General features: G+C 63.1%; 22 protein-coding genes and 1 tRNA gene. 11 read left to right on the top strand and 12 right to left on the bottom strand.

Annotated elements, in window-relative coordinates; translation table 11 throughout:
• Nucleotides 1-8 precede the first annotated feature (8 nt).
• The 3 genes from EOA16_RS05390 to EOA16_RS05380 form a co-directional block, all read right to left on the bottom strand.
• A complete protein-coding gene (locus EOA16_RS05390; RefSeq protein ID WP_127256142.1) occupies nt 9-302 on the bottom strand; it encodes a type II toxin-antitoxin system RelE/ParE family toxin in 294 nt (97 codons plus the stop codon).
• 3 nt (nt 303-305) lie between these two features.
• On the bottom strand, nt 306-545 hold the full coding sequence (locus EOA16_RS05385) for a CopG family ribbon-helix-helix protein (RefSeq protein ID WP_127256140.1): 240 nt from the start codon (nt 543-545) through the stop codon (nt 306-308).
• Nucleotides 546-686: 141 nt separating this feature from the next.
• Nucleotides 687-1,322, bottom strand: a complete 636-nt coding sequence (locus EOA16_RS05380; RefSeq protein WP_127256138.1) for an FMN-dependent NADH-azoreductase — start codon at nt 1,320-1,322, stop codon at nt 687-689.
• Between the two features lie 110 nt (nt 1,323-1,432).
• Between EOA16_RS05380 and EOA16_RS05375 the strand changes: the two genes are divergently transcribed.
• Nucleotides 1,433-2,389 (top strand): LysR family transcriptional regulator, encoded by a 957-nt coding sequence (locus EOA16_RS05375; protein WP_127256136.1) that lies wholly within the window; start codon nt 1,433-1,435, stop codon nt 2,387-2,389.
• On the opposite strand, the gene EOA16_RS05370 is transcribed toward EOA16_RS05375, so the two are convergent.
• Nucleotides 2,322-2,948, bottom strand: a complete 627-nt coding sequence (locus EOA16_RS05370) for a TetR/AcrR family transcriptional regulator (protein WP_127256135.1) — start codon at nt 2,946-2,948, stop codon at nt 2,322-2,324. The two genes, EOA16_RS05375 and EOA16_RS05370, sit on opposite strands and share 68 nt — an antisense overlap.
• A 66-nt stretch (nt 2,949-3,014) precedes the next feature.
• On the opposite strand from EOA16_RS05370, the gene EOA16_RS05365 reads away from it, so the two are divergent.
• Nucleotides 3,015-3,437, top strand: a complete 423-nt coding sequence (locus EOA16_RS05365) for a VOC family protein (RefSeq protein WP_127256133.1) — start codon at nt 3,015-3,017, stop codon at nt 3,435-3,437.
• Nucleotides 3,438-3,455: 18 nt separating this feature from the next.
• Here EOA16_RS05365 and EOA16_RS05360 read toward each other — a convergent pair whose 3' ends face one another.
• On the bottom strand, nt 3,456-4,406 hold the full coding sequence (locus tag EOA16_RS05360) for a trypsin-like peptidase domain-containing protein (RefSeq protein ID WP_127256131.1): 951 nt from the start codon (nt 4,404-4,406) through the stop codon (nt 3,456-3,458).
• Between the two features lie 168 nt (nt 4,407-4,574).
• Between EOA16_RS05360 and EOA16_RS05355 the strand changes: the two genes are divergently transcribed.
• Together EOA16_RS05355 and EOA16_RS05350 are read left to right on the top strand one after the other, a co-directional pair.
• The gene (locus EOA16_RS05355; protein WP_127256129.1) at nt 4,575-5,447 is read left to right on the top strand and encodes a S1C family serine protease; all 873 of its coding nucleotides are present in this window, start codon (nt 4,575-4,577) and stop codon (nt 5,445-5,447) included.
• A gap of 8 nt (nt 5,448-5,455) precedes the next feature.
• Nucleotides 5,456-6,085 carry a helix-turn-helix transcriptional regulator gene (locus EOA16_RS05350; protein WP_127256127.1) on the top strand — a complete coding sequence of 210 codons (630 nt, stop codon included), beginning with the start codon at nt 5,456-5,458 and terminating at the stop codon, nt 6,083-6,085.
• 6 nt (nt 6,086-6,091) lie between these two features.
• Here EOA16_RS05350 and EOA16_RS33055 read toward each other — a convergent pair whose 3' ends face one another.
• Genes EOA16_RS33055 through EOA16_RS05340 form a run of 3 tightly spaced genes read right to left on the bottom strand, consistent with a single transcriptional unit; the run spans nt 6,092 to nt 6,709 of the window.
• Nucleotides 6,092-6,325 (bottom strand): type II toxin-antitoxin system VapC family toxin, encoded by a 234-nt coding sequence (locus EOA16_RS33055; RefSeq protein WP_245455865.1) that lies wholly within the window; start codon nt 6,323-6,325, stop codon nt 6,092-6,094.
• Nucleotides 6,219-6,476: a type II toxin-antitoxin system VapC family toxin gene (locus EOA16_RS05345; RefSeq protein WP_245455859.1), complete on the bottom strand. Its 258-nt coding sequence runs from the start codon at nt 6,474-6,476 to the stop codon at nt 6,219-6,221. The genes EOA16_RS33055 and EOA16_RS05345 overlap by 107 nt, the downstream gene beginning before the upstream one ends.
• Nucleotides 6,473-6,709, bottom strand: a complete 237-nt coding sequence (locus EOA16_RS05340; RefSeq protein ID WP_245455858.1) for a protein transcription factor — start codon at nt 6,707-6,709, stop codon at nt 6,473-6,475. Before EOA16_RS05340 ends, EOA16_RS05345 begins: the two co-directional genes overlap by 4 nt.
• Nucleotides 6,710-6,730: 21 nt before the next feature.
• On the opposite strand from EOA16_RS05340, the gene EOA16_RS05335 reads away from it, so the two are divergent.
• Nucleotides 6,731-7,597: an NAD(P)-dependent oxidoreductase gene (locus EOA16_RS05335; protein ID WP_127256125.1), complete on the top strand. Its 867-nt coding sequence runs from the start codon at nt 6,731-6,733 to the stop codon at nt 7,595-7,597.
• Between the two features lie 104 nt (nt 7,598-7,701).
• Here EOA16_RS05335 and EOA16_RS05330 read toward each other — a convergent pair whose 3' ends face one another.
• Complete coding sequence (locus EOA16_RS05330; protein WP_127256123.1) at nt 7,702-8,220, bottom strand: TIGR00645 family protein; 519 nt, start codon at nt 8,218-8,220, stop codon at nt 7,702-7,704.
• 320 nt (nt 8,221-8,540) lie between these two features.
• Nucleotides 8,541-10,691 carry an OmpA family protein gene (locus tag EOA16_RS05325; RefSeq protein WP_127256121.1) on the bottom strand — a complete coding sequence of 717 codons (2,151 nt, stop codon included), beginning with the start codon at nt 10,689-10,691 and terminating at the stop codon, nt 8,541-8,543.
• A gap of 197 nt (nt 10,692-10,888) precedes the next feature.
• On the opposite strand from EOA16_RS05325, the gene EOA16_RS05320 reads away from it, so the two are divergent.
• Together EOA16_RS05320 and EOA16_RS05315 are read left to right on the top strand one after the other, a co-directional pair.
• Nucleotides 10,889-11,335 (top strand): YcgN family cysteine cluster protein, encoded by a 447-nt coding sequence (locus tag EOA16_RS05320; protein ID WP_127256119.1) that lies wholly within the window; start codon nt 10,889-10,891, stop codon nt 11,333-11,335.
• 255 nt (nt 11,336-11,590) lie between these two features.
• Entirely contained in the window at nt 11,591-11,947 is a 357-nt protein-coding gene (locus EOA16_RS05315) for a hypothetical protein (RefSeq protein ID WP_127256117.1), read from the top strand.
• 228 nt (nt 11,948-12,175) lie between these two features.
• On the opposite strand, the gene EOA16_RS05310 is transcribed toward EOA16_RS05315, so the two are convergent.
• On the bottom strand, nt 12,176-12,886 hold the full coding sequence (locus EOA16_RS05310; RefSeq protein WP_127256115.1) for an SIMPL domain-containing protein: 711 nt from the start codon (nt 12,884-12,886) through the stop codon (nt 12,176-12,178).
• A 134-nt stretch (nt 12,887-13,020) separates the two neighbouring features.
• Between EOA16_RS05310 and EOA16_RS05305 the strand changes: the two genes are divergently transcribed.
• Both EOA16_RS05305 and EOA16_RS05300 read left to right on the top strand, forming a co-directional pair.
• A tRNA-Ile gene (locus tag EOA16_RS05305) sits at nt 13,021-13,096 on the top strand.
• Nucleotides 13,097-13,399: 303 nt separating this feature from the next.
• Entirely contained in the window at nt 13,400-13,597 is a 198-nt protein-coding gene (locus tag EOA16_RS05300; RefSeq protein WP_013530427.1) for a hypothetical protein, read from the top strand.
• 112 nt (nt 13,598-13,709) lie between these two features.
• On the opposite strand, the gene EOA16_RS05295 is transcribed toward EOA16_RS05300, so the two are convergent.
• Nucleotides 13,710-14,228: a ferritin-like domain-containing protein gene (locus EOA16_RS05295; protein ID WP_013530428.1), complete on the bottom strand. Its 519-nt coding sequence runs from the start codon at nt 14,226-14,228 to the stop codon at nt 13,710-13,712.
• 62 nt (nt 14,229-14,290) lie between these two features.
• Here EOA16_RS05295 and EOA16_RS05290 point away from each other — a divergent pair, with 62 nt between their 5' ends.
• Both EOA16_RS05290 and EOA16_RS05285 read left to right on the top strand, forming a co-directional pair.
• Nucleotides 14,291-14,677 carry a hypothetical protein gene (locus EOA16_RS05290; protein WP_127256114.1) on the top strand — a complete coding sequence of 129 codons (387 nt, stop codon included), beginning with the start codon at nt 14,291-14,293 and terminating at the stop codon, nt 14,675-14,677.
• On the top strand, nt 14,667-16,229 hold the full coding sequence (locus EOA16_RS05285) for a GMC family oxidoreductase N-terminal domain-containing protein (protein ID WP_127256112.1): 1,563 nt from the start codon (nt 14,667-14,669) through the stop codon (nt 16,227-16,229). The genes EOA16_RS05290 and EOA16_RS05285 overlap by 11 nt, the downstream gene beginning before the upstream one ends.

Here is a 16,229-nt window from a genome sequence, read left to right as displayed (position 1 = left end):
CAGTTGGCTCACAGGCTCTTTGGCCACTGTTGGGCGGCGTGTATGACGGTAAGTATTTCGACCGCATCTTCGCTTACGCGATAGGGGACGATATATGGGAAATCGGCCAAAACGAGTTCTCGCGTCGCCTTGATGCGTCCAACGCGCCCCATAGCCGGCTGTTCGGTGAGCAACTCCGCTGCGGACAAGATGCGCCCGATGACACGAGCGGCAGCTTCGGGACTGTCTTTCTCGATATGCGCGCCGATTTCGCCAAGCCGACGCAAAGCCCGCTTGGTCCAACGGATTGTCTTGCGGCTCATGGATCAGCCGGCGGGCTTGACGTACTTCCCGATCACGGCGGCCAACTCTTGTTCGCTGGCGAATTCACCGCGCTCGGCCTCGGCCAACCCGGCCTCTATCTCAGCGAGCTGCCATTCTTGACGAGCTACAAAGTCTTCGATGGCCTTGGCGGCCACATAAGAGCGCGAGCGATCGAGCTTTTCGGCAAGTTGGTCGAGCCTGTTTGTCGTGTCGTCGGGAAGCCGCACGGTGAAAGCTGTCATGGTTTCGATCCACTTTGGTTCATTGTGATTGTGAGTGAACCAAAGTGGATCGTCAAGTCACACCCAAAGGACTCTGGTCGCTTTGCGCTGTTTACTGTCGGCAAAACAAGCGGGGTCTGCCCTTCAACTTAAGTCTTTCCCTTACGCCGCCGCCGCGACGCCTTGGCTGGCGGCCACCACGGCATCGACCTTGGCGGTCGCCTTGGCGAGCGCTGCGGTCACCGCGTCAGGACCCATGCCAACGCCTTCGATGCGGATGACATCGACATCGGTCATGCCGAGGAAGCCGAGCACGCCACGCAGGTAGGGAATGGCGTGATCGAATTGCACGGCCGCACCTTCGGAATAGATGCCACCCGAAGCCAGCACGATATAGACCTTCTTGCCGGTGACGAGACCCTTGGGGCCGTTCTCGCCATAGGCAAAGCTCTTGCCGGAACGGGAGATGTGGTCGACCCAGGACTTCAGCGTCGAGGAGATATTGAAGTTGATGAAGCCTGTGGCCAGGATCACCGTGTCGGCGGCGAACAGCTCGTCGAGCACCACATCGGAGACGCCGACGGCTTCGGCCTGGCGTGCAGTGCGAGCTTCTGCCGGCACGTAGATGCCGCTGGCATAGTCGGCGTCGATATGCGGCAGCGGGTTGGCGACAAGGTCGCGGACGACAAGCGTGTTCGACGGGTCGGCGGCGACGAGCTTTTCAGCGAATTCGGTAGCGATGCGGGTCGAATGCGAGGCCGCGCCACGCGGGCTCGAAGTGACAAGAAGAATGGACATTTTGGGCTCTCCAGCGGTTGAATGATTTGTCCCGCCAGATATGGGGCTATCGATCCATTCGATAAACTGGTATATTTTATATACGATCCATCCATTAAATAGATATGGTGATGCAACCCAATCCGACACTCGACCAGCTTCAGATCCTGGTGACGGTCGCCGAGACCGGCAGTTTCTCGGCCGCCGGTCGCAAGCTCAACCGGGCGCAGTCCGTCATCAGCTATGGTATCGCCAATCTCGAGGCGCAGCTCGGGCTGAAACTGTTCGAGCGCGAGGGCACGCGCGAGCCGCAACTGACGGAGATCGGCCGGGCGATGCTGGAGGATGCACGCCGCATGGTCGGCGTGCTGCAGCGCATCCGCTCGCGCGTCGACGGCCATCATCAAGGCCTCGAGGCTGAAGTCGCGCTGTCGGTCGACGCAGCGTTGCCGTCGCCGGTGCTGGTGCGGGTGCTGAAGGCATTCGAAGCGCAGTTTCCGACCGTGATGCTGCGGCTGCATATCGGCACACTCGGCCTGATCCCCGATCATGTCGTCAGCGGGCAAGCCGATCTTGGCATAGGCGGCCTGTTGGGCGATGTCGACGTGCATCTTGTGCGCATCGGCTTCATGTCGATCGTGCTGGCCGCCGCGCCCAGCCACCCGCTGGCCTTGCTGCCGAAGCCGGTGGCAATCGAGGATGCGCGCGAACACACGCAGCTTGTCGTCACCGACCAGTCGGAGCGCACCAAGGGGCGCGACTTCGGCGTCTTCGCCTACCGCACCTGGCGGCTGACGGATGTGCGCACCAAGCATACGCTGATGCGCGAGGGGCTGGGCTGGGGCGGGCTGCCGCGTTGGCTGATATCAGACGACCTGGCGAGTGGCCGGCTGGTGGAAATCGACCTCGAATCCTTCAGGGAGGTGAGATCGCCGCTGTTTGCCATGCACCGCAACGATCGCAGCCCGAAGCCGGCGGCGGCCTGGCTGATCGACCAGTTCAAGCGCCAGCTCGGCTGCTTCAACGAGTTCGAACCGGGCGAGGTGCCTGATGAGGAGCACGAGACAGTCCATCGATCAGTGCCATGAGCACGGCGCGGTAGTCCTCGGCCGACGCGCCGGCCTCGATGGCCAGAGCGGCGCGGTCGAAGGCGGAGCCGAGCAGTGCGGTCAGCGCGTCGGCCGGCAATCTCGTCATCGTTTGCGCCCGCATCGCCGCGACCAGCCCTTCGCGCAGCGAGCGGTTGCCGTGGCGATTGTCGATCGCGTCCATGGCGGCGCGGCCAAGCACGGCCGGGCCGTCGAGCAGCAACAGCCGCGTGCGGCCTGCCGCGCGCATGGCGGCGAGATAGGCGTCGGAGCCGGCAATCAGCGCGTCGCGGGCATCAAGCGTAGGCGGCGAGGCGCGCTCGATCTCCTCGGCGACCGCTGCCGCCTCCTGCTCGACCACGGCGGCAAACAGCGCCTGCTTGTCGGCGAAGTGATGATAGAGCGCTCCGCGCGTCACGCCGGCGGCGGCAACGATCTCCGGCGTGCCGGTCTCGGCATAGGATTTTTCGGTGAACAGCTTTCGCGCGGCGGCGATCAGGTCGGCGCGCGTCGCCTCGGTGCGGTCACGATTAGAACGACGCGCGGAATCGTGTTGCATACATGCAGCCTGTATGTTAATCAAATTTACATGCAGATTGTATGTTAATTGACGGGAGAAGGAAAGATGAAGACGACGAGCTATTACCCGGTGCTGATGACCGGTGACGTCGCCGGCACGACGGCTTTTTATGTGAGGCATTTCCGCTTCCGGCCGCTGTTCGAAAGCGACTGGTACGTGCATCTGCAATCGGTGGAGGACAGAAGAGTCAATCTCGGCATCGTCCAGGGTGACCACGAAACGATCCCGCAAGAGGGGCGGGGCCGCACTTCGGGCCTGCTGATCAATTTCGAGGTTCGCGACCCGGACGCTGTTTATGAGCGCGTCGTCGCCGCCGGCCTGCCGATCCTGCGCTCTCTACGCGACGAACCTTTCGGCCAGCGCCATTTCATCACCAAGGACCCCAATGGCGTGCTGATCGACGTGATCAAGCCGATCCCGCTAAGCCCGGAGTTTCAGGCTCAATTCGTTGAAGGGGCCGTTGCCTAGATCAGAAGACGAACGGCCTCAACTTACCCTTGGCACCGGCGTCACCGTCACCTGGCTGACGCCGGTGCGGCGCACGACTGTGCACAGCGTCTCGCGGCCGATGCGTTCGGCGTCGAGCATGCGCACGAGGTCGTCGACGCCGGTGACCGGGCGGCCGTCGATCGCGGCGATGATGTCGCCCTCCTTAAGCCCGGCCTTGGCTGCCGGGCCGTCCTTTTCGACGCTGCGCAGGCGCACGGCGGTGCTAGTGGAGACTTGCGACAACAGGGCGGCGCGGCGCGGCAGATTGGCGGTGTCGGCCGAGACGCCGATGAAGGCACGGCGCACGCGGCCGAAGCGGATGATCTCCGAAATGACGAAATTGGCGGTGTTGGAAGCGACCGCGAAGGCGATGCCTTGCGCGCCGTGGATCACGGCGGTGTTGACGCCGATGACCTCGCCCGCCGACGACACCAGCGGCCCGCCGGAATTGCCGGGGTTGAGCGCCGCGTCGGTCTGGATGACGTCGTCGATCAGCCGGCCGGTGGAGGCGCGCATAGAGCGGCCGAGCGCCGAGACGACCCCGGAGGTGACGGTCCATTCGAAGCCCAGAGGGTTGCCGATGGCAATGGCGATCTGGCCACGCCTGAGCCGCTTGGAATCGCCCAGCGGCGCGACATCGGCAAAGCTGCCGTCGGCGCGCACCAGCGCGATGTCGGTGTCGGGGTCGCGGCCCAGCACGCGGCCTTCGCTGGAAGCGCCGTCAGGCATTGAGACGCGCACTGTCCTGGCATCACCCACGACATGGAAGTTGGTGACGACCAGCCCGTCCGGCGCGATGACGAAGCCGGAACCATGGCCACCCTGGCCGCCAACGCGCTCGATGCGGCAGACGGCCGGGCCGATGCGGTCGACGGCGTCTGCCACCGTCATCGAATAGGCGTCGAGCAACGTGTCATCAGATTGGAATTTGGTGGCGGCGAGGGCCATGATCAGGCTCCGTGTTTTCAGGCGAAAGGATGACTATATGTGCGGAGCGGGCCGAACCGTCGCGACCTGACCAGATGGCCAGTCAAACCAGCAACTAGCCGTCAGGCGAGTACCTCTGAACGCGCTGTCGAGCGATATCTGGGGCACGAACAAACCCAGGAGACCAACATGAGCGACTTCAATCTGAGTGCGTTTTCCGAGGCGATCGCCGATCTCGCGGCGAAGGCGGCGCCGGCAACGGCGAGTTTTGCCACGCATCATCACCGCACTGCGAGTGCCTTCCACTGGCGCGACGGTTATTTTGTCACCGCCGAAGAGGCTGTCGAGGCCGGCGAGGAGATCGAACTGGTGCTGGCCTCCGGCGAGACGGTGAAGGCCGAACTGGTCGGCCGCGATCCGTCGACCGGCGTTGCCCTGCTGAAGCCGGCGGGGGCCGTCAGCGCCGCGCCGTTGGCTAAGGCCGATGCGGTACGGCCCGGCAATCTCGCCATTGCCATCGGCAACAGCCAGGGCTCCGCTCTGGCCGTGTCGGGTTCGGTCGGCGAAGTCGGTCCGGCCTGGCGCTCGCTGCGCGGCGGCGGCATCGACCGGCGCATCAATCTTGCCGTCGGCGCCGGCGGCCGCTTCGAAGGCGGCCCGGTGCTCGACGCCAAGGGCGCGCTGATCGGCATGATGTTGTTCGGACCGCGCCACAGGGCGCTGGTGATGCCTTACGAGACGATCGAGCGGGCGGTAGCGACCCTGCGTGAGAAAGGTCATGTCGCGCGCGGCTATCTCGGCGCCGGCCTGCATCCGGTACGGGACCGCGACGCGCATGGCGCGATGGTGATGAGCCTCGATGACGAGGGTCCTGCCAAGGCCGCCGGTCTCTCGCTCGGCGACATCATCGTGGCGTGGAACGGCGAGGCCGTGCATGGCCCGCGCGACCTGATCCGTAGACTCGGACCCGACAGCGCCGGCGCTTCGGTGACGCTCGGCGTGGTGCGCGGCGGCGAACAGCGCGATGTCGCGCTGACGATCGGCGAAAAGCCGCTTTCCTGAGAGGAGTGATGGACACGCTCACCAGCGACCGGATCATGACTGACGGTGCCGTCTCGCGGCGGCTGGTGGTGCTGATTGCGCTTGGCGATGCATCGCGTGCCGAGCGCCTGGCGGCCTCGCTTGCGGCGAGCGATGATCTGTCGCCGGTCGTGGTCGGCAGAGCCGATGTAGCCATCGTTGACGACAGCAGCGGTGATGCTGTGCCGGCCTCCATTCCACGGGTGCTGTTGTCGGGACGCGCCAACGTCGAGCGGCCCGCCGGTGAGGTGCTGGCCGTCCTGCCCGCGGGCGCGGACGATCTGTTGATCGCCGCGGCGGCGCGGCTGGCCGCGGCCGGCTATCGCATATCGGGCGATGGCAGAAGCGGGCGCCATGAGCGTTTCAATACCGGCGACGGCGAGCCGTTCGAGGATGAAGCCTCCGACGAGCATGTCGTCCGGCCTTCGCTGTCGCCGCGCGAGGGGGAAGTGCTGGCGCTGCTGGCCGAGGGTGCGCCCAACAAGGTGATCGCGCGCCGGCTCAATATTTCGGTGCACACGGCGAAGTTCCACGTCGCCGCAATCCTGATCAAGCTCGGTGCGGCCAACCGCACCGATGCGATCGCCATTGCGATGCGGCAGGGGTTGGTGCTGGTCTGATATCGATCACACCGCCGCTTCAATGTCGGTGAGGCGGAAATCATCACCCTTGAACAGCAACGGCATGGCTTCGAGCCGCGCTGTCGCGTAGGCGATGCAGTCACCGAAGTCCAGCGCCGCCGGGTGCCGACCCTTACCGTAGCACAGGAACGCCTGGCGGACGACGGCGGCGTGGTCGGCGGTAAAGGCGATCAATCGAGGAGCTGCGTAGGAAGCTATCGAGGCGATCCAGGATTTCATCTTGCCGGCCGCTTGCGAGCACCATTGTCGTTTCAAGGAAGGTTGGCGCGGCCAGTAGCCGTCTCTTGGCCTGCGCGATCGCCAGCACGAAACGTTCGTAGCCTGGTTCGAGACGCAGAATGGCGACCAGGGCCGAGGAATCGATGATCATTTCGTCGGGATTCCGAACTCATCGTAACCGAGGATTTCGTCATCGGTCATCGCATTCTCACGTCTGGGGACTTTTCCGGCGCTGTCGGCAATCGCCATTAACCGCTGAAACAGATCAGAGGTTTCTTCGCGCGGCACCAGCCGTTCGCGTGCGCCAGCCTCCGCTGCGTCACCACGGCTTCCCGCCGCAAGCTCTTGTAACCGATGGCGCCACAGGCAAGGATCGCGCAACAAGACAACGCACGCGGAGGAAAAATGTCGCTCAAGGGAAAGACGCTGTTCATCTCCGGCGGGTCGCGCGGCATCGGGCTGGCGATCGCGTTGCGCGCGGCGCGCGACGGCGCCAATGTGACGATCGCCGCCAAGACCGCCGACCCGCATCCGAAGTTGCCGGGCACGATCTACACGGCGGCCGAAGAGATCGAGCAGGCCGGCGGCAAGGCGCTGCCGGTACTGTGCGACATCCGTGAAGAGGCACAGGTTGCCGATGCGGTCGCCAGGACCGTGGAAAAGTTCGGCGGCATCGACATCTGCATCAACAATGCCAGCGCCATCCAACTCACCGGAACGCTGGAGACCGACATGAAGCGCTACGACCTGATGCATCAGATCAACACGCGCGGCACCTTCCTGGTGTCCAAAATGTGTATTCCGCACCTGAAGTTGGCACAAAATGCTCACATCCTGAATCTGGCGCCGCCGCTCGACATGAAGGCCAAATGGTTCAAGAACCATGTCGCCTACACCATGGCCAAGTTCGGCATGTCGATGTGCACGCTTGGCATGAGCGCCGAATTCGCCAAGGACGGCATCGCGGTCAATTCGCTATGGCCGATCTCGACCATCGACACGGCGGCGGTGCGCAATCTGCTTGGCGGCGCGACGGTGGCGGCGATGAGCCGTTTGCCCGACATCATGGCCGATGCCGCGCATGCCATCTTCATGCGGCCGGCGCGCGAGACATCAGGCAATTTCTACATTGACGAGGAGGTGCTGCGCGCCGAGGGCGTCAGCGACTTTTCGGTCTACGCGCCGGGAGCGACCGGGCCACTGGCCGGCGATTTCTTCGTGCCGGACGACGTGTTTGCGCGGACGGACACGAAGATAAAGGGAATTTATTAGGGGCTCGAGGCAGCCAATCGGCAATCATCGAGCGCCGGGAAATCCTGCCCATGCAAGGCGATAGAGCTTCGATCCTGCCGGAATGATTCAACGCCTGGCGGGCGTCAGCCCTCCTCGTCCTTCTTGCCTTTGCTCAGGCCCATCAGCCGGTCGATATAGGCGAGCATCAGGGCCGAGACGACGAAGGCGAGGTGGATGATGGTCAGCCACATCAGTTGATCGGTCGTGTAGGACGACGAGTTCAAGAACACCTGCAAGAGGTGAATGGACGAGATGGCGACGATGGTCGAGGCGACCTTGACCTTCAGCGAGCCGACATCGATCGTGCCCAGCCAGTGCACGCCGCCGTCCTGGTCGTCGAAGCGGCTGACGAAATTCTCGTAGCCCGAGATGATGACCATCACCACCAGCGAGGCGACCAGTGCGGCATCGATCAGGCCGAGCATTTTCAGGATCGTGTCGGTGTCGCCGAGCGTGAACGCCAGGGTGATGAATTCATAAAGCTTCTTGCCGAAGGACAGCGCATAGATCGCCAACGCCACGCCCAGCCCGAGATAGAAGACGACCAACAGCCACCGTGAAGCGAGAATGATCGATTCGATGGCGAGTTCGAGACGCTTCATGAGGTGGTTCCGGTCTGTTCTCTACGGGGAGCAAGCCGTATTTCGGCTAGGTCGCCCCGGTTTGCAAGACAAAGTTTGCAAAGCAAAAAGCCCCGCCGGAAAGGGTCCGGCGGGGCTCAATGCGTCCCGCTGGAGTCGGGACGGGGCAGGGAACGCCCAGCCTTGAATCTGGGGTAGGTGCGCCTTCTATTCAATGAGCCCGGTTGCATACCGGTACAATTCTTGTTGAACCCGGCATGTCGATCCATCCCCGGCATGGCCGGGGATGGATGCTTCTCGTGCCGATTCCGCAAACCAGGTCATGGTTTTGAAATCATGGCCTAATTGTTGCTGGCGACCGGTGCCACCAGCGAGGTGATGCGGCGAATGCCGACGCGCCGGTTCTCGCGGTTCGGCGCCGTCGTATTGACCTTCAGATACTCCTCGCCATAGCCCTGCGTCGTCAGGTTCTCCGGCGGGATGCCGAAGGCGTTGGTCAAGGCCTCCGCCACCGCTTCCGCGCGGCGATCGGACAGAGCGAGGTTAGCCTCCGGTGTGCCGACGGCGTCGGTGTGACCCTCGATCAGGAAGGTCTCGGCCGGGTTCTTCTTCAACAGCTTCTCCATGGCCGTCGCGACGCCCTCGAGCTTCTGCACCTCGGTGTCGGAGATCGAGGCCGAGCCGAATTCGAAGTTGAGCGTGTCGAGATCGACGCGACGTGCGATGTCGCGCACGCGGGCCGAACGTTTGACCTCGTCGATCGAGTAGAGGCGCTGGACCTTCTCCACCGGCGGCTGTTCGAGGAAGGTGTAGTAGTCGTCCGGATCCTGGACATCCTCGGAGTCCAGAATGTACTCCTCGCGCGGGATGGTCAGCCGCATCGGCGGCAGATCATCGCCGGGATCGCGCCAGTCGCTGTCGTCCTGATAATGCCGCTCGTCGACATAGCTCAGCACATATTCGCGTCCATCCGGCGCAATGCGCGAACGCTGGATGACGTCGCCATAGCGATTGCGGATGGTGACGATCTGAACACCGTTGTCACGCTCGACGATTTCCCGGGTGCGGTCGCCCGACAGATCCTCATAATAGACGTTCCTGGCACCGCGGGTCATGCGCGGGGCGTCATTGCTCTCGACGAATGTCTGATTGTTGAACTGCAGGATGACGCGGTCGCCGAGTTCCCTGACGACGTCAACGCCTTTCGGACGCCGGCGGTCGCGGACGTTCTCATCGGGTGCACGCTCTACGCGCGTACCCTTTTCCTCCGTCACCGGAGCGATCTTCTCGGGCTTGATCTCCTGCTGTGCGGCCTTGTCGTCGGTCGGAGGCGGACCCTGGTCGACGGGAGCGGCCACCGGCTTTTGCCCCTGATCGCCGCTCTGCTCGGCATTCTGCCCACCATTCTGCTGCTCGCCATTCTGCTGGGTGTTCTTGTCGCCATGTTTCCGGCCGCCGCCCTTGCGCTCGGCGTCCTTCTGGCTGTCCAGGATGGGAGCGGCGTTTGGATCGGCCGGAGCTTCGCCCTGCACCGGTTTTTCGCCCTGTACCGGTGCCGCCGTCTGACCATTGGCTGGTTGTTCGCCCGTGGCTGGTTGTTCGGCTGTCGCCGGCTGCTCGCCGGCAGGTTTCCTGACACGCTTCTTCGTCGTGTCCTGGGGCTGCTCGCCCTGGGCCGCGGGCTGTTCGCCGGCAGGGGCCGTCGCCTCTCCAGCGGGAGCCTCCTTCGGTGCCGGGGCGACTTCAGGTTGGGCCTGCTGATCCTGCTTGTTCTTCTTGCGCGGCTTGGCTTGCTCGCCGGGCTGATTGTCGTTGGCCGGTTCCGCCTGGCCGGCCGGCGCCTGCTCGGTCTGCTGCTGCTGATCACGCTTCTTTCTGCGCGGCTGCTGTTCCTCTGCGGGTGCTGCCTGGCCGGCCGGCGCCTGCTCGGTCTGCTGCTGCTGATCACGCTTCTTTCTGCGCGGCTGCTGTTCCTCGGCGGGTGCTGCCTGTTCGGCCGGCGCCTGCTCGGCCTGCTGCTGCTGGTCGCGCGTCTTCTTGCGCGGCTGCTGTTCCTCGGCGGGTGCCGCCTGTTCGGCCGGCGCCTGCTCGGTTTGCTGCTGCTGGTCGCGCTTCTTCCTACGCGGCTGCTGTTCCTCGGCGGGTGCTGCCTGTTCGGCCGGCGCCTGCTCGGTTTGCTGCTGCTGGTCGCGCTTCTTCCGGCGTGGCTGCTGCTCCTCGGCGGGCTGCTCGTTCTGGGCAGGCGCGGCCTGCTGTTCAGGCTCGGCCTTCTTGCGCTCCCGCTTCTGTTCGGGCTCCGCCTGCTGCTTCTGCGCACAGGCTTCGGCCGGTTCGCCCTCCGCGCACGCTGCTTGCGCCAAAATGAATGGGGCTGCCGTGCGCTGGGCAAGGCCGGACGCGACACTTCCCTGAAGCGGGAACGCGCCCAACGGCGCGGATGCCATCAACAGGCCAAGTGCGGTGCCTGCCAGAATCCGTGGTTGGCGTTTCATCGAAATTCTCCTTGTGGGGTCCCATCCTTGCCGAAACCGATCTTGTGCCGATTGGTTCCAGTCTGGCACGGATAGAGGCCGTACGGGGCAATTGACCGACCTTTTGAAGGCAACTTCATGTCATTCACCTGACGATAGCCGCAATTGCGACCATTGCCGCGCTTGACCTTGCCTGCGGCCGGGGCCACATCCCGGAGATGGAAACGCCATTCTGGAAAACCAAGGCGCTGGAGTCGATGAGCCCGGCCGAATGGGAATCGCTGTGCGACGGCTGCGGTAAATGCTGCCTGTCAAAGCTCGAGGACGAGGATACCGGCGAGATCTACTGGACCAGCGTCGGCTGTCGGCTGTTCGACGCCGACACCTGCCGCTGTTCGGACTACGTCAACCGGCTGGCGCGCGTTCCCGACTGCGTCGGGCTGACGCCGCAGAATGTGCGAACCATCAGCTGGCTGCCCAGTACCTGTGCCTATCGGCTGGTGGCCGAGGGCCGCGACCTCTACTGGTGGCACCGGCTGGTGTCCGGCAGCGCCGAGACCGTGCATGAAGCCGGCATCTCGATGCGCGGCCGGGTCGAGGCGAGCGAAACCGATCTTGCCGAGCCGGAAGACTATTTTGACTACGTGCTGGACGAGGAGCCGTAGGACCAGCGGCGGTGAGCGAGAGCCCCGCGTTCGAAGGCATTCGGCCAATCCGAGGCGTCGGAACCGGGCGCCGAGTCAGGCGTTCTGGGCTTCACCAAGGGCTGGGGACGGTGGCGAATAGCCGGAATTTTCCTTCTTCCCGCCATATGAACCGGAGATGAACGGCAGGTTCGTAAAGAGTTCAGACAGGCAAGCGCATTCTCCCCCCATCGGTTCACGAGGACGGGCGAAGGCCCGCAAAAAGGAGAGAAGACGATGTTCAACACGATCAAGACGGCAGCCCTTTCGGCCCTGGTCGGTCTCGGCACGCTGGCGGCCGTTCCCGCTCACGCCGACAGCCTCTACCTCGGCTTCGGCAACAACAACGATCCGCGTTTCGGCGTCTATACCGGTGACGACGGTTATCGCCATCGCCGTGACGAGCGCCGTGGCGACTGGCGCCGTGGCTGCTCGCCGGACCGCGCCCTCGACAAGGCCGAACGCATGGGCCTCCACCGTGTCCGCATTGTCGACGTCAGCCGTCGTACGGTGAAAGTGGCGGGCCGCCAGGATGGCGACCGCGTCGTCGTCGTGTTCGCCAATGAGCGCGGCTGCCCGGTTATCTATCGCTAAGCTCGGGTTTGGCCGAATCCTGGAGGGCCGATCCTCTGTGAGGATCAGCCTGGAGACACGGGTGGGCAGCATGATCTTAGCAAGATCAGCTGGGACTAGCGGAGCCCCTTTCCGTTTGAAGGGTGTGGCTCGAAAAAACCCCGCGGGAGCAATCCCGCGGGGTTTTTCATGCGCGCTATTGGCTGATGATTGCCGGGGCCAGGCTCAGCCACGGATCGTCAGAGCCGCTCACTTCAATTCGAAGGTGACGGTGACTTGCACATTGTAGGAATTCTCGCCAGCCTGCACGGGAGCCGCGGCACCCGCCGCGTCGAAGGCCTTGGCGTTGATCGGCATTGGCGTCGGCGCGATGTTCTGGTCGGTGATCTCGAGCACCCGGCCTAGGCTGACGCCCGCTGCCCCGGCCAGCGTCTTGGCTTTGGCCATGGCGTTGGCGACCGCCTTCTTGCGCGCCTCGGTGACCGTTGCCGCCGGGTTGTCATTGGTGAAGGCAATGCCGCCGCCCTGATTGACGCCAAGCGACACCGCCTTGTCGAGGATCTCGCCGGTCTTGTCGACATCGCGCACCCGCACCGACAGCGTATTGGTCACCTGATAGGCGACGAGTTCGGCTTCCTGGCTGCCATCCGGCTTGTTGGTGTAGTTGTAGCGCGGGTTGATCTGGATGCCCGCGGTCTGCAGGTCGCGGTCCTGGATGCCGGCCGACTTCATCGCCGCGATCACGGCGGCCATGGCATCATTGTTGGCGTCGAGCGCGGCGCGCGCGGTCTTGGCCTCGCGCATGACGCTCAGCGTCAGGACCGCCAGATCGGGGGCTACGGTTGCTTCGCCTTCGCCCGACACGACGATGCGGGGCGGCGTCGGCAGATCGGTGGCTCCAGCCATCGCCGGAAAAGCGATTGCAGCGGCGAGCGCGAGAGGCAAAAGATGTCTGGTCATGAAAATCTCCTTGGTCTGCGATCAAGTCGCAGACGTCGCGTAGAGCGCGATTATGGGTTGATTTGGGCGATCTGGGGAAGCCCATCGGGAAAGCCTTGTGCCGCGATGCGAAAAACATTAATCCAGCCCGCGTGGGGCCTGTAGCTCAATGGTTAGAGCCGGCGGCTCATAACCGCTTGGTTGGGGGTTCGAGTCCCTCCGGGCCCACCATTCAGTCTGTGTCCAGCCCGGGGACATGGCTGACAAACCTCGAGGATACGTGGCCACGAGCGGGGTTGCCGCAACCCGCGACGGCAATCCCATGGTGGCTCGGGAGCGATTGTTCATCCGCTCGAACAAAGCTTCGCCCATCCGGCGCGTTTCGGCCGAATTGACATCCATCTCGGCCGCCTCCAAACGCCAGGCTTTGTCTGACCAGCCTTCACAAAATATTACGTGAGGGAACGTTCGCGTCCGACTCTTCTTAGGCAAGGGAGGCGGTTGTCGCCTCGTGGATTGTGAAGGAGAAGAAGAATGCCCAATCAAGGTGGTAGCCACGAACAGCACGTGAAGGCAGGCCAGCAGAGCCACAAGAACGCCGACAATAAAAACCGTCAGCAACAGCAGGCAGCTGGTGGTGGCCAACGGCAGCAGGGCGATGGATCCGGCATGCGTGGTGGAACCCACGAACAGCACGTGAAAGCTGGCGAACAAAGCCACAAAAACCGCTGATCGCGGGTGATTTCAGCAGACCCACCCCGAAGTTTCGGGGTGGGTCTGATCGCATCTGAAGGGGGTAGCGACGACGCCGCGACAAGTCGCGAAAGTCGGTCAGGACGTCCAGTCAGGCAGCTTGCTCCAGGGCGCGCTCATTGACACCGCCTTCGCCCAACCCGGAAAGCGCTTCGTCCGTCGCGACCTCCTCTTTCAATGTCTCGTTGAGGAGCTTGACCACGTCGCTCTTGCCAAGCTGTTCAGCCCACGCCACCAACGTGCCATAGCGCGCGATTTCATAATGTTCGACGGCCTGTGCCGCGCCGACCAGCCCTGCATCCAGCGCTGGGTCGCCCTTGTATTCGTCGAGAATTTCCGACCCTTCCTCAAGAATGCCGTCGATCGCGGGACAGGTCTTGCCGCGGGCCGGTTTATCCATAAGTTCGAACACTTGCTCCAGCCGATCGACCTGGCCTTCGGTTTCCATGCGATGTTTCTCAAAGGCTGCGGCCACCTCCTCGGATTCGGCGCCCTTTGCCATCTTCGGCAAGGCTTTGAGTATCTTCTTTTCGGCGTAGTAGATATCCTTCAGCCCATCGAGGAACAAAGCCTCCAGTCCCTTTGTCGTCGCTCTTTTTGCAGTCGCCATGATTTGTCTCCCTTGGATTATCATGAAAGCTCACCGGCGGTGTAGCCATGGACTAACTTTCCATGGAAGCAGTTGTTCCCTGGGAGCGACGTGAAAGGGCAGCACGTCAAACACCGCTTTTGTCGAGAGCCGATCGATATCAAAAGGCGATGGCGATGACGGTGCGAGAGCCGCCGGCAGGGGGCGAAGAGCACCGGGATTCGTCGCGCCATATGGAGCAGATGGTGAAAAGAAACACTTCCGATGGGTTCATATACAAAATCATATTTACATATAAAACAAATCATGATGATCTTGCGGTTGTGCAACGGCAGCTAAGGTGGTCGGTTCCGGCGCCCGTCGCCGAGCCTGAATGCCGGCAGATGATCGTGCACAATGAAATCAACATGATGTCGCGGTCGAGTAAGCCGTGCATTGGTCGGATCCAGGGAGTGCGGCATGCCCTTTGATGTCATCGTTGTGGGAGCCGGCGCAGCCGGGGCTGTTCTTGCCGCCCGGCTCACCGAAGATGCGGCCACGAACGTGCTTTTGCTGGAAGCAGGGCCGGACTACCGGAGCGGCGAGCAACCTGCCGAGATGGCGAGTCCAAATCCCTTCAACCTGCTGCTTCCCGATCATTTTCAGCAACAATACATGTATCCCGACCTGATGGCTCGCCGCACCAAGCGGCAGGAGCATCGGGTCTACTGGCGCGGCAAAGGGCTTGGCGGTTCGACGGCCGTCAATGGGCAGATTGCCATTCGCGGCGTGCTCCATGCCTTCGACCGCTGGGAGGAAATCGGATGCAAGGGCTGGTCGGGAGCCGACGTGCTGCCCTTCTTCTGCCGCCTGGAAGACGACCCGATCGCGGCCAATTTTCACGGCAGCGATGGGCCGATTCCGATCTACCGAGCGCCTGTCGAAAGCTGGGGAAGCGTCGACAAGGCCATGCGCCAAAGCGCGATGGCTCTCGGCCATCCCTGGCATGACGATCTCAATGCTCCGGATGCCGAAGGGGCTTGCACCTATCCCATCAACAGTCGAGCCGGCAGGCGCGTGTCGGTCAATGACGGCTATCTGGAAGCTGCCCGCGACCGGCCCAACCTCACCATCATCGGGCAGGCGACGGTGGACAAGGTGCTTTTCGATGGCAAGAAAGCGATCGGCGTTTTGGCCATCGTGGCCGGTCAGGTTCGCAAATTCGAGGCGCCGCTGGTTATCGTCTCGGCCGGCGCCATCCACTCTCCGGTGATCCTGCAGCGCTCGGGCATCGGTCCGGCGGCTCTCTTGAATCGAAAGGACATCGAGGTGCTTGCCGACTTGCCGGTCGGCGAAGGTTTCTTCGACCATCCTTATTGCCGGATCGAACTGAAGCTGAAGCCCGAATTCAAGGCGACCGATGTCGACACGCGGCATACCAACTGCTGTGTGCGGATGAGTTCCGGCGTGCCGGGTGCCGAGCGCGACGACATCCTCTACGTCGCCATGAACCATGGCGGTATCGGGGTGGAATCCGACAGCGCCCAGTTCGGCGAGGCCATGGTCAATCTGATCCTGATGGAGGCCAAAAGCCGCGGCACCGTGCAACTGCGTTCCGCCAATCCCTTCGACCAGCCGATCGTTGAAGAGAACATGCTGGACGATCCAATGGATCTTCAGCGCATGCGTATCGCTTATCGCCACCTCGGCGAGATTGCCCGGCAGGCGCCGATCCAGGCGATCGCCGAGCGCGTCCTGCTGGGGGATTCCGATCTGCCTTTGTCATGGCTCGAAACGGCAAGCGACGAGGAGGTCGACAATTTCCTGCTGGCGCAGTCTTCCGATGCGCAGCATGGGATCGGAGGCTGTTGCATGGGGCGGCCCGGCGAGGCCGTGGTCGATCCGGAATGCCGGGTCTACGGTTTTGAAGGGCTGCGGGTTATCGATGCGTCGATCATGCCGCTCGATTGCCAGGCAAACACCAACCTCACCTCGATCATGATTGGCGAGAAAATGGCCGACAGGCTGCGCCGGTCCATCTGA

The sequence above is a fragment of the Mesorhizobium sp. M7A.F.Ca.US.008.03.1.1 genome (genome assembly GCF_003997495.1).
Taxonomy (GTDB): Bacteria; Pseudomonadota; Alphaproteobacteria; order Rhizobiales; family Rhizobiaceae; genus Mesorhizobium.
Note: the sequence above shows the minus strand (reverse complement) of the source record. Positions and strands in the feature narration are given on the sequence as shown.

What these genes read in the sequence shown, in the direction of transcription:
- EOA16_RS05390 (WP_127256142.1), bottom strand. Translation starts at nt 302, where the DNA reads ATGAGCCGCAAGACAATCCGTTGGACCAAGCGGGCTTTGCGTCGGCTT.
- EOA16_RS05385 (WP_127256140.1), bottom strand. Translation starts at nt 545, where the DNA reads ATGACAGCTTTCACCGTGCGGCTTCCCGACGACACGACAAACAGGCTC.
- EOA16_RS05380 (WP_127256138.1), bottom strand. Translation starts at nt 1,322, where the DNA reads ATGTCCATTCTTCTTGTCACTTCGAGCCCGCGTGGCGCGGCCTCGCAT.
- EOA16_RS05375 (WP_127256136.1), top strand. Translation starts at nt 1,433, where the DNA reads ATGCAACCCAATCCGACACTCGACCAGCTTCAGATCCTGGTGACGGTC.
- EOA16_RS05370 (WP_127256135.1), bottom strand. Translation starts at nt 2,948, where the DNA reads ATGCAACACGATTCCGCGCGTCGTTCTAATCGTGACCGCACCGAGGCG.
- EOA16_RS05365 (WP_127256133.1), top strand. Translation starts at nt 3,015, where the DNA reads ATGAAGACGACGAGCTATTACCCGGTGCTGATGACCGGTGACGTCGCC.
- EOA16_RS05360 (WP_127256131.1), bottom strand. Translation starts at nt 4,406, where the DNA reads ATGGCCCTCGCCGCCACCAAATTCCAATCTGATGACACGTTGCTCGAC.
- EOA16_RS05355 (WP_127256129.1), top strand. Translation starts at nt 4,575, where the DNA reads ATGAGCGACTTCAATCTGAGTGCGTTTTCCGAGGCGATCGCCGATCTC.
- EOA16_RS05350 (WP_127256127.1), top strand. Translation starts at nt 5,456, where the DNA reads ATGGACACGCTCACCAGCGACCGGATCATGACTGACGGTGCCGTCTCG.
- EOA16_RS33055 (WP_245455865.1), bottom strand. Translation starts at nt 6,325, where the DNA reads ATGAAATCCTGGATCGCCTCGATAGCTTCCTACGCAGCTCCTCGATTG.
- EOA16_RS05345 (WP_245455859.1), bottom strand. Translation starts at nt 6,476, where the DNA reads ATGATCATCGATTCCTCGGCCCTGGTCGCCATTCTGCGTCTCGAACCA.
- EOA16_RS05335 (WP_127256125.1), top strand. Translation starts at nt 6,731, where the DNA reads ATGTCGCTCAAGGGAAAGACGCTGTTCATCTCCGGCGGGTCGCGCGGC.
- EOA16_RS05330 (WP_127256123.1), bottom strand. Translation starts at nt 8,220, where the DNA reads ATGAAGCGTCTCGAACTCGCCATCGAATCGATCATTCTCGCTTCACGG.
- EOA16_RS05325 (WP_127256121.1), bottom strand. Translation starts at nt 10,691, where the DNA reads ATGAAACGCCAACCACGGATTCTGGCAGGCACCGCACTTGGCCTGTTG.
- EOA16_RS05320 (WP_127256119.1), top strand. Translation starts at nt 10,889, where the DNA reads ATGGAAACGCCATTCTGGAAAACCAAGGCGCTGGAGTCGATGAGCCCG.
- EOA16_RS05315 (WP_127256117.1), top strand. Translation starts at nt 11,591, where the DNA reads ATGTTCAACACGATCAAGACGGCAGCCCTTTCGGCCCTGGTCGGTCTC.
- EOA16_RS05310 (WP_127256115.1), bottom strand. Translation starts at nt 12,886, where the DNA reads ATGACCAGACATCTTTTGCCTCTCGCGCTCGCCGCTGCAATCGCTTTT.
- EOA16_RS05300 (WP_013530427.1), top strand. Translation starts at nt 13,400, where the DNA reads ATGCCCAATCAAGGTGGTAGCCACGAACAGCACGTGAAGGCAGGCCAG.
- EOA16_RS05295 (WP_013530428.1), bottom strand. Translation starts at nt 14,228, where the DNA reads ATGGCGACTGCAAAAAGAGCGACGACAAAGGGACTGGAGGCTTTGTTC.
- EOA16_RS05290 (WP_127256114.1), top strand. Translation starts at nt 14,291, where the DNA reads ATGGAAGCAGTTGTTCCCTGGGAGCGACGTGAAAGGGCAGCACGTCAA.
- EOA16_RS05285 (WP_127256112.1), top strand. Translation starts at nt 14,667, where the DNA reads ATGCCCTTTGATGTCATCGTTGTGGGAGCCGGCGCAGCCGGGGCTGTT.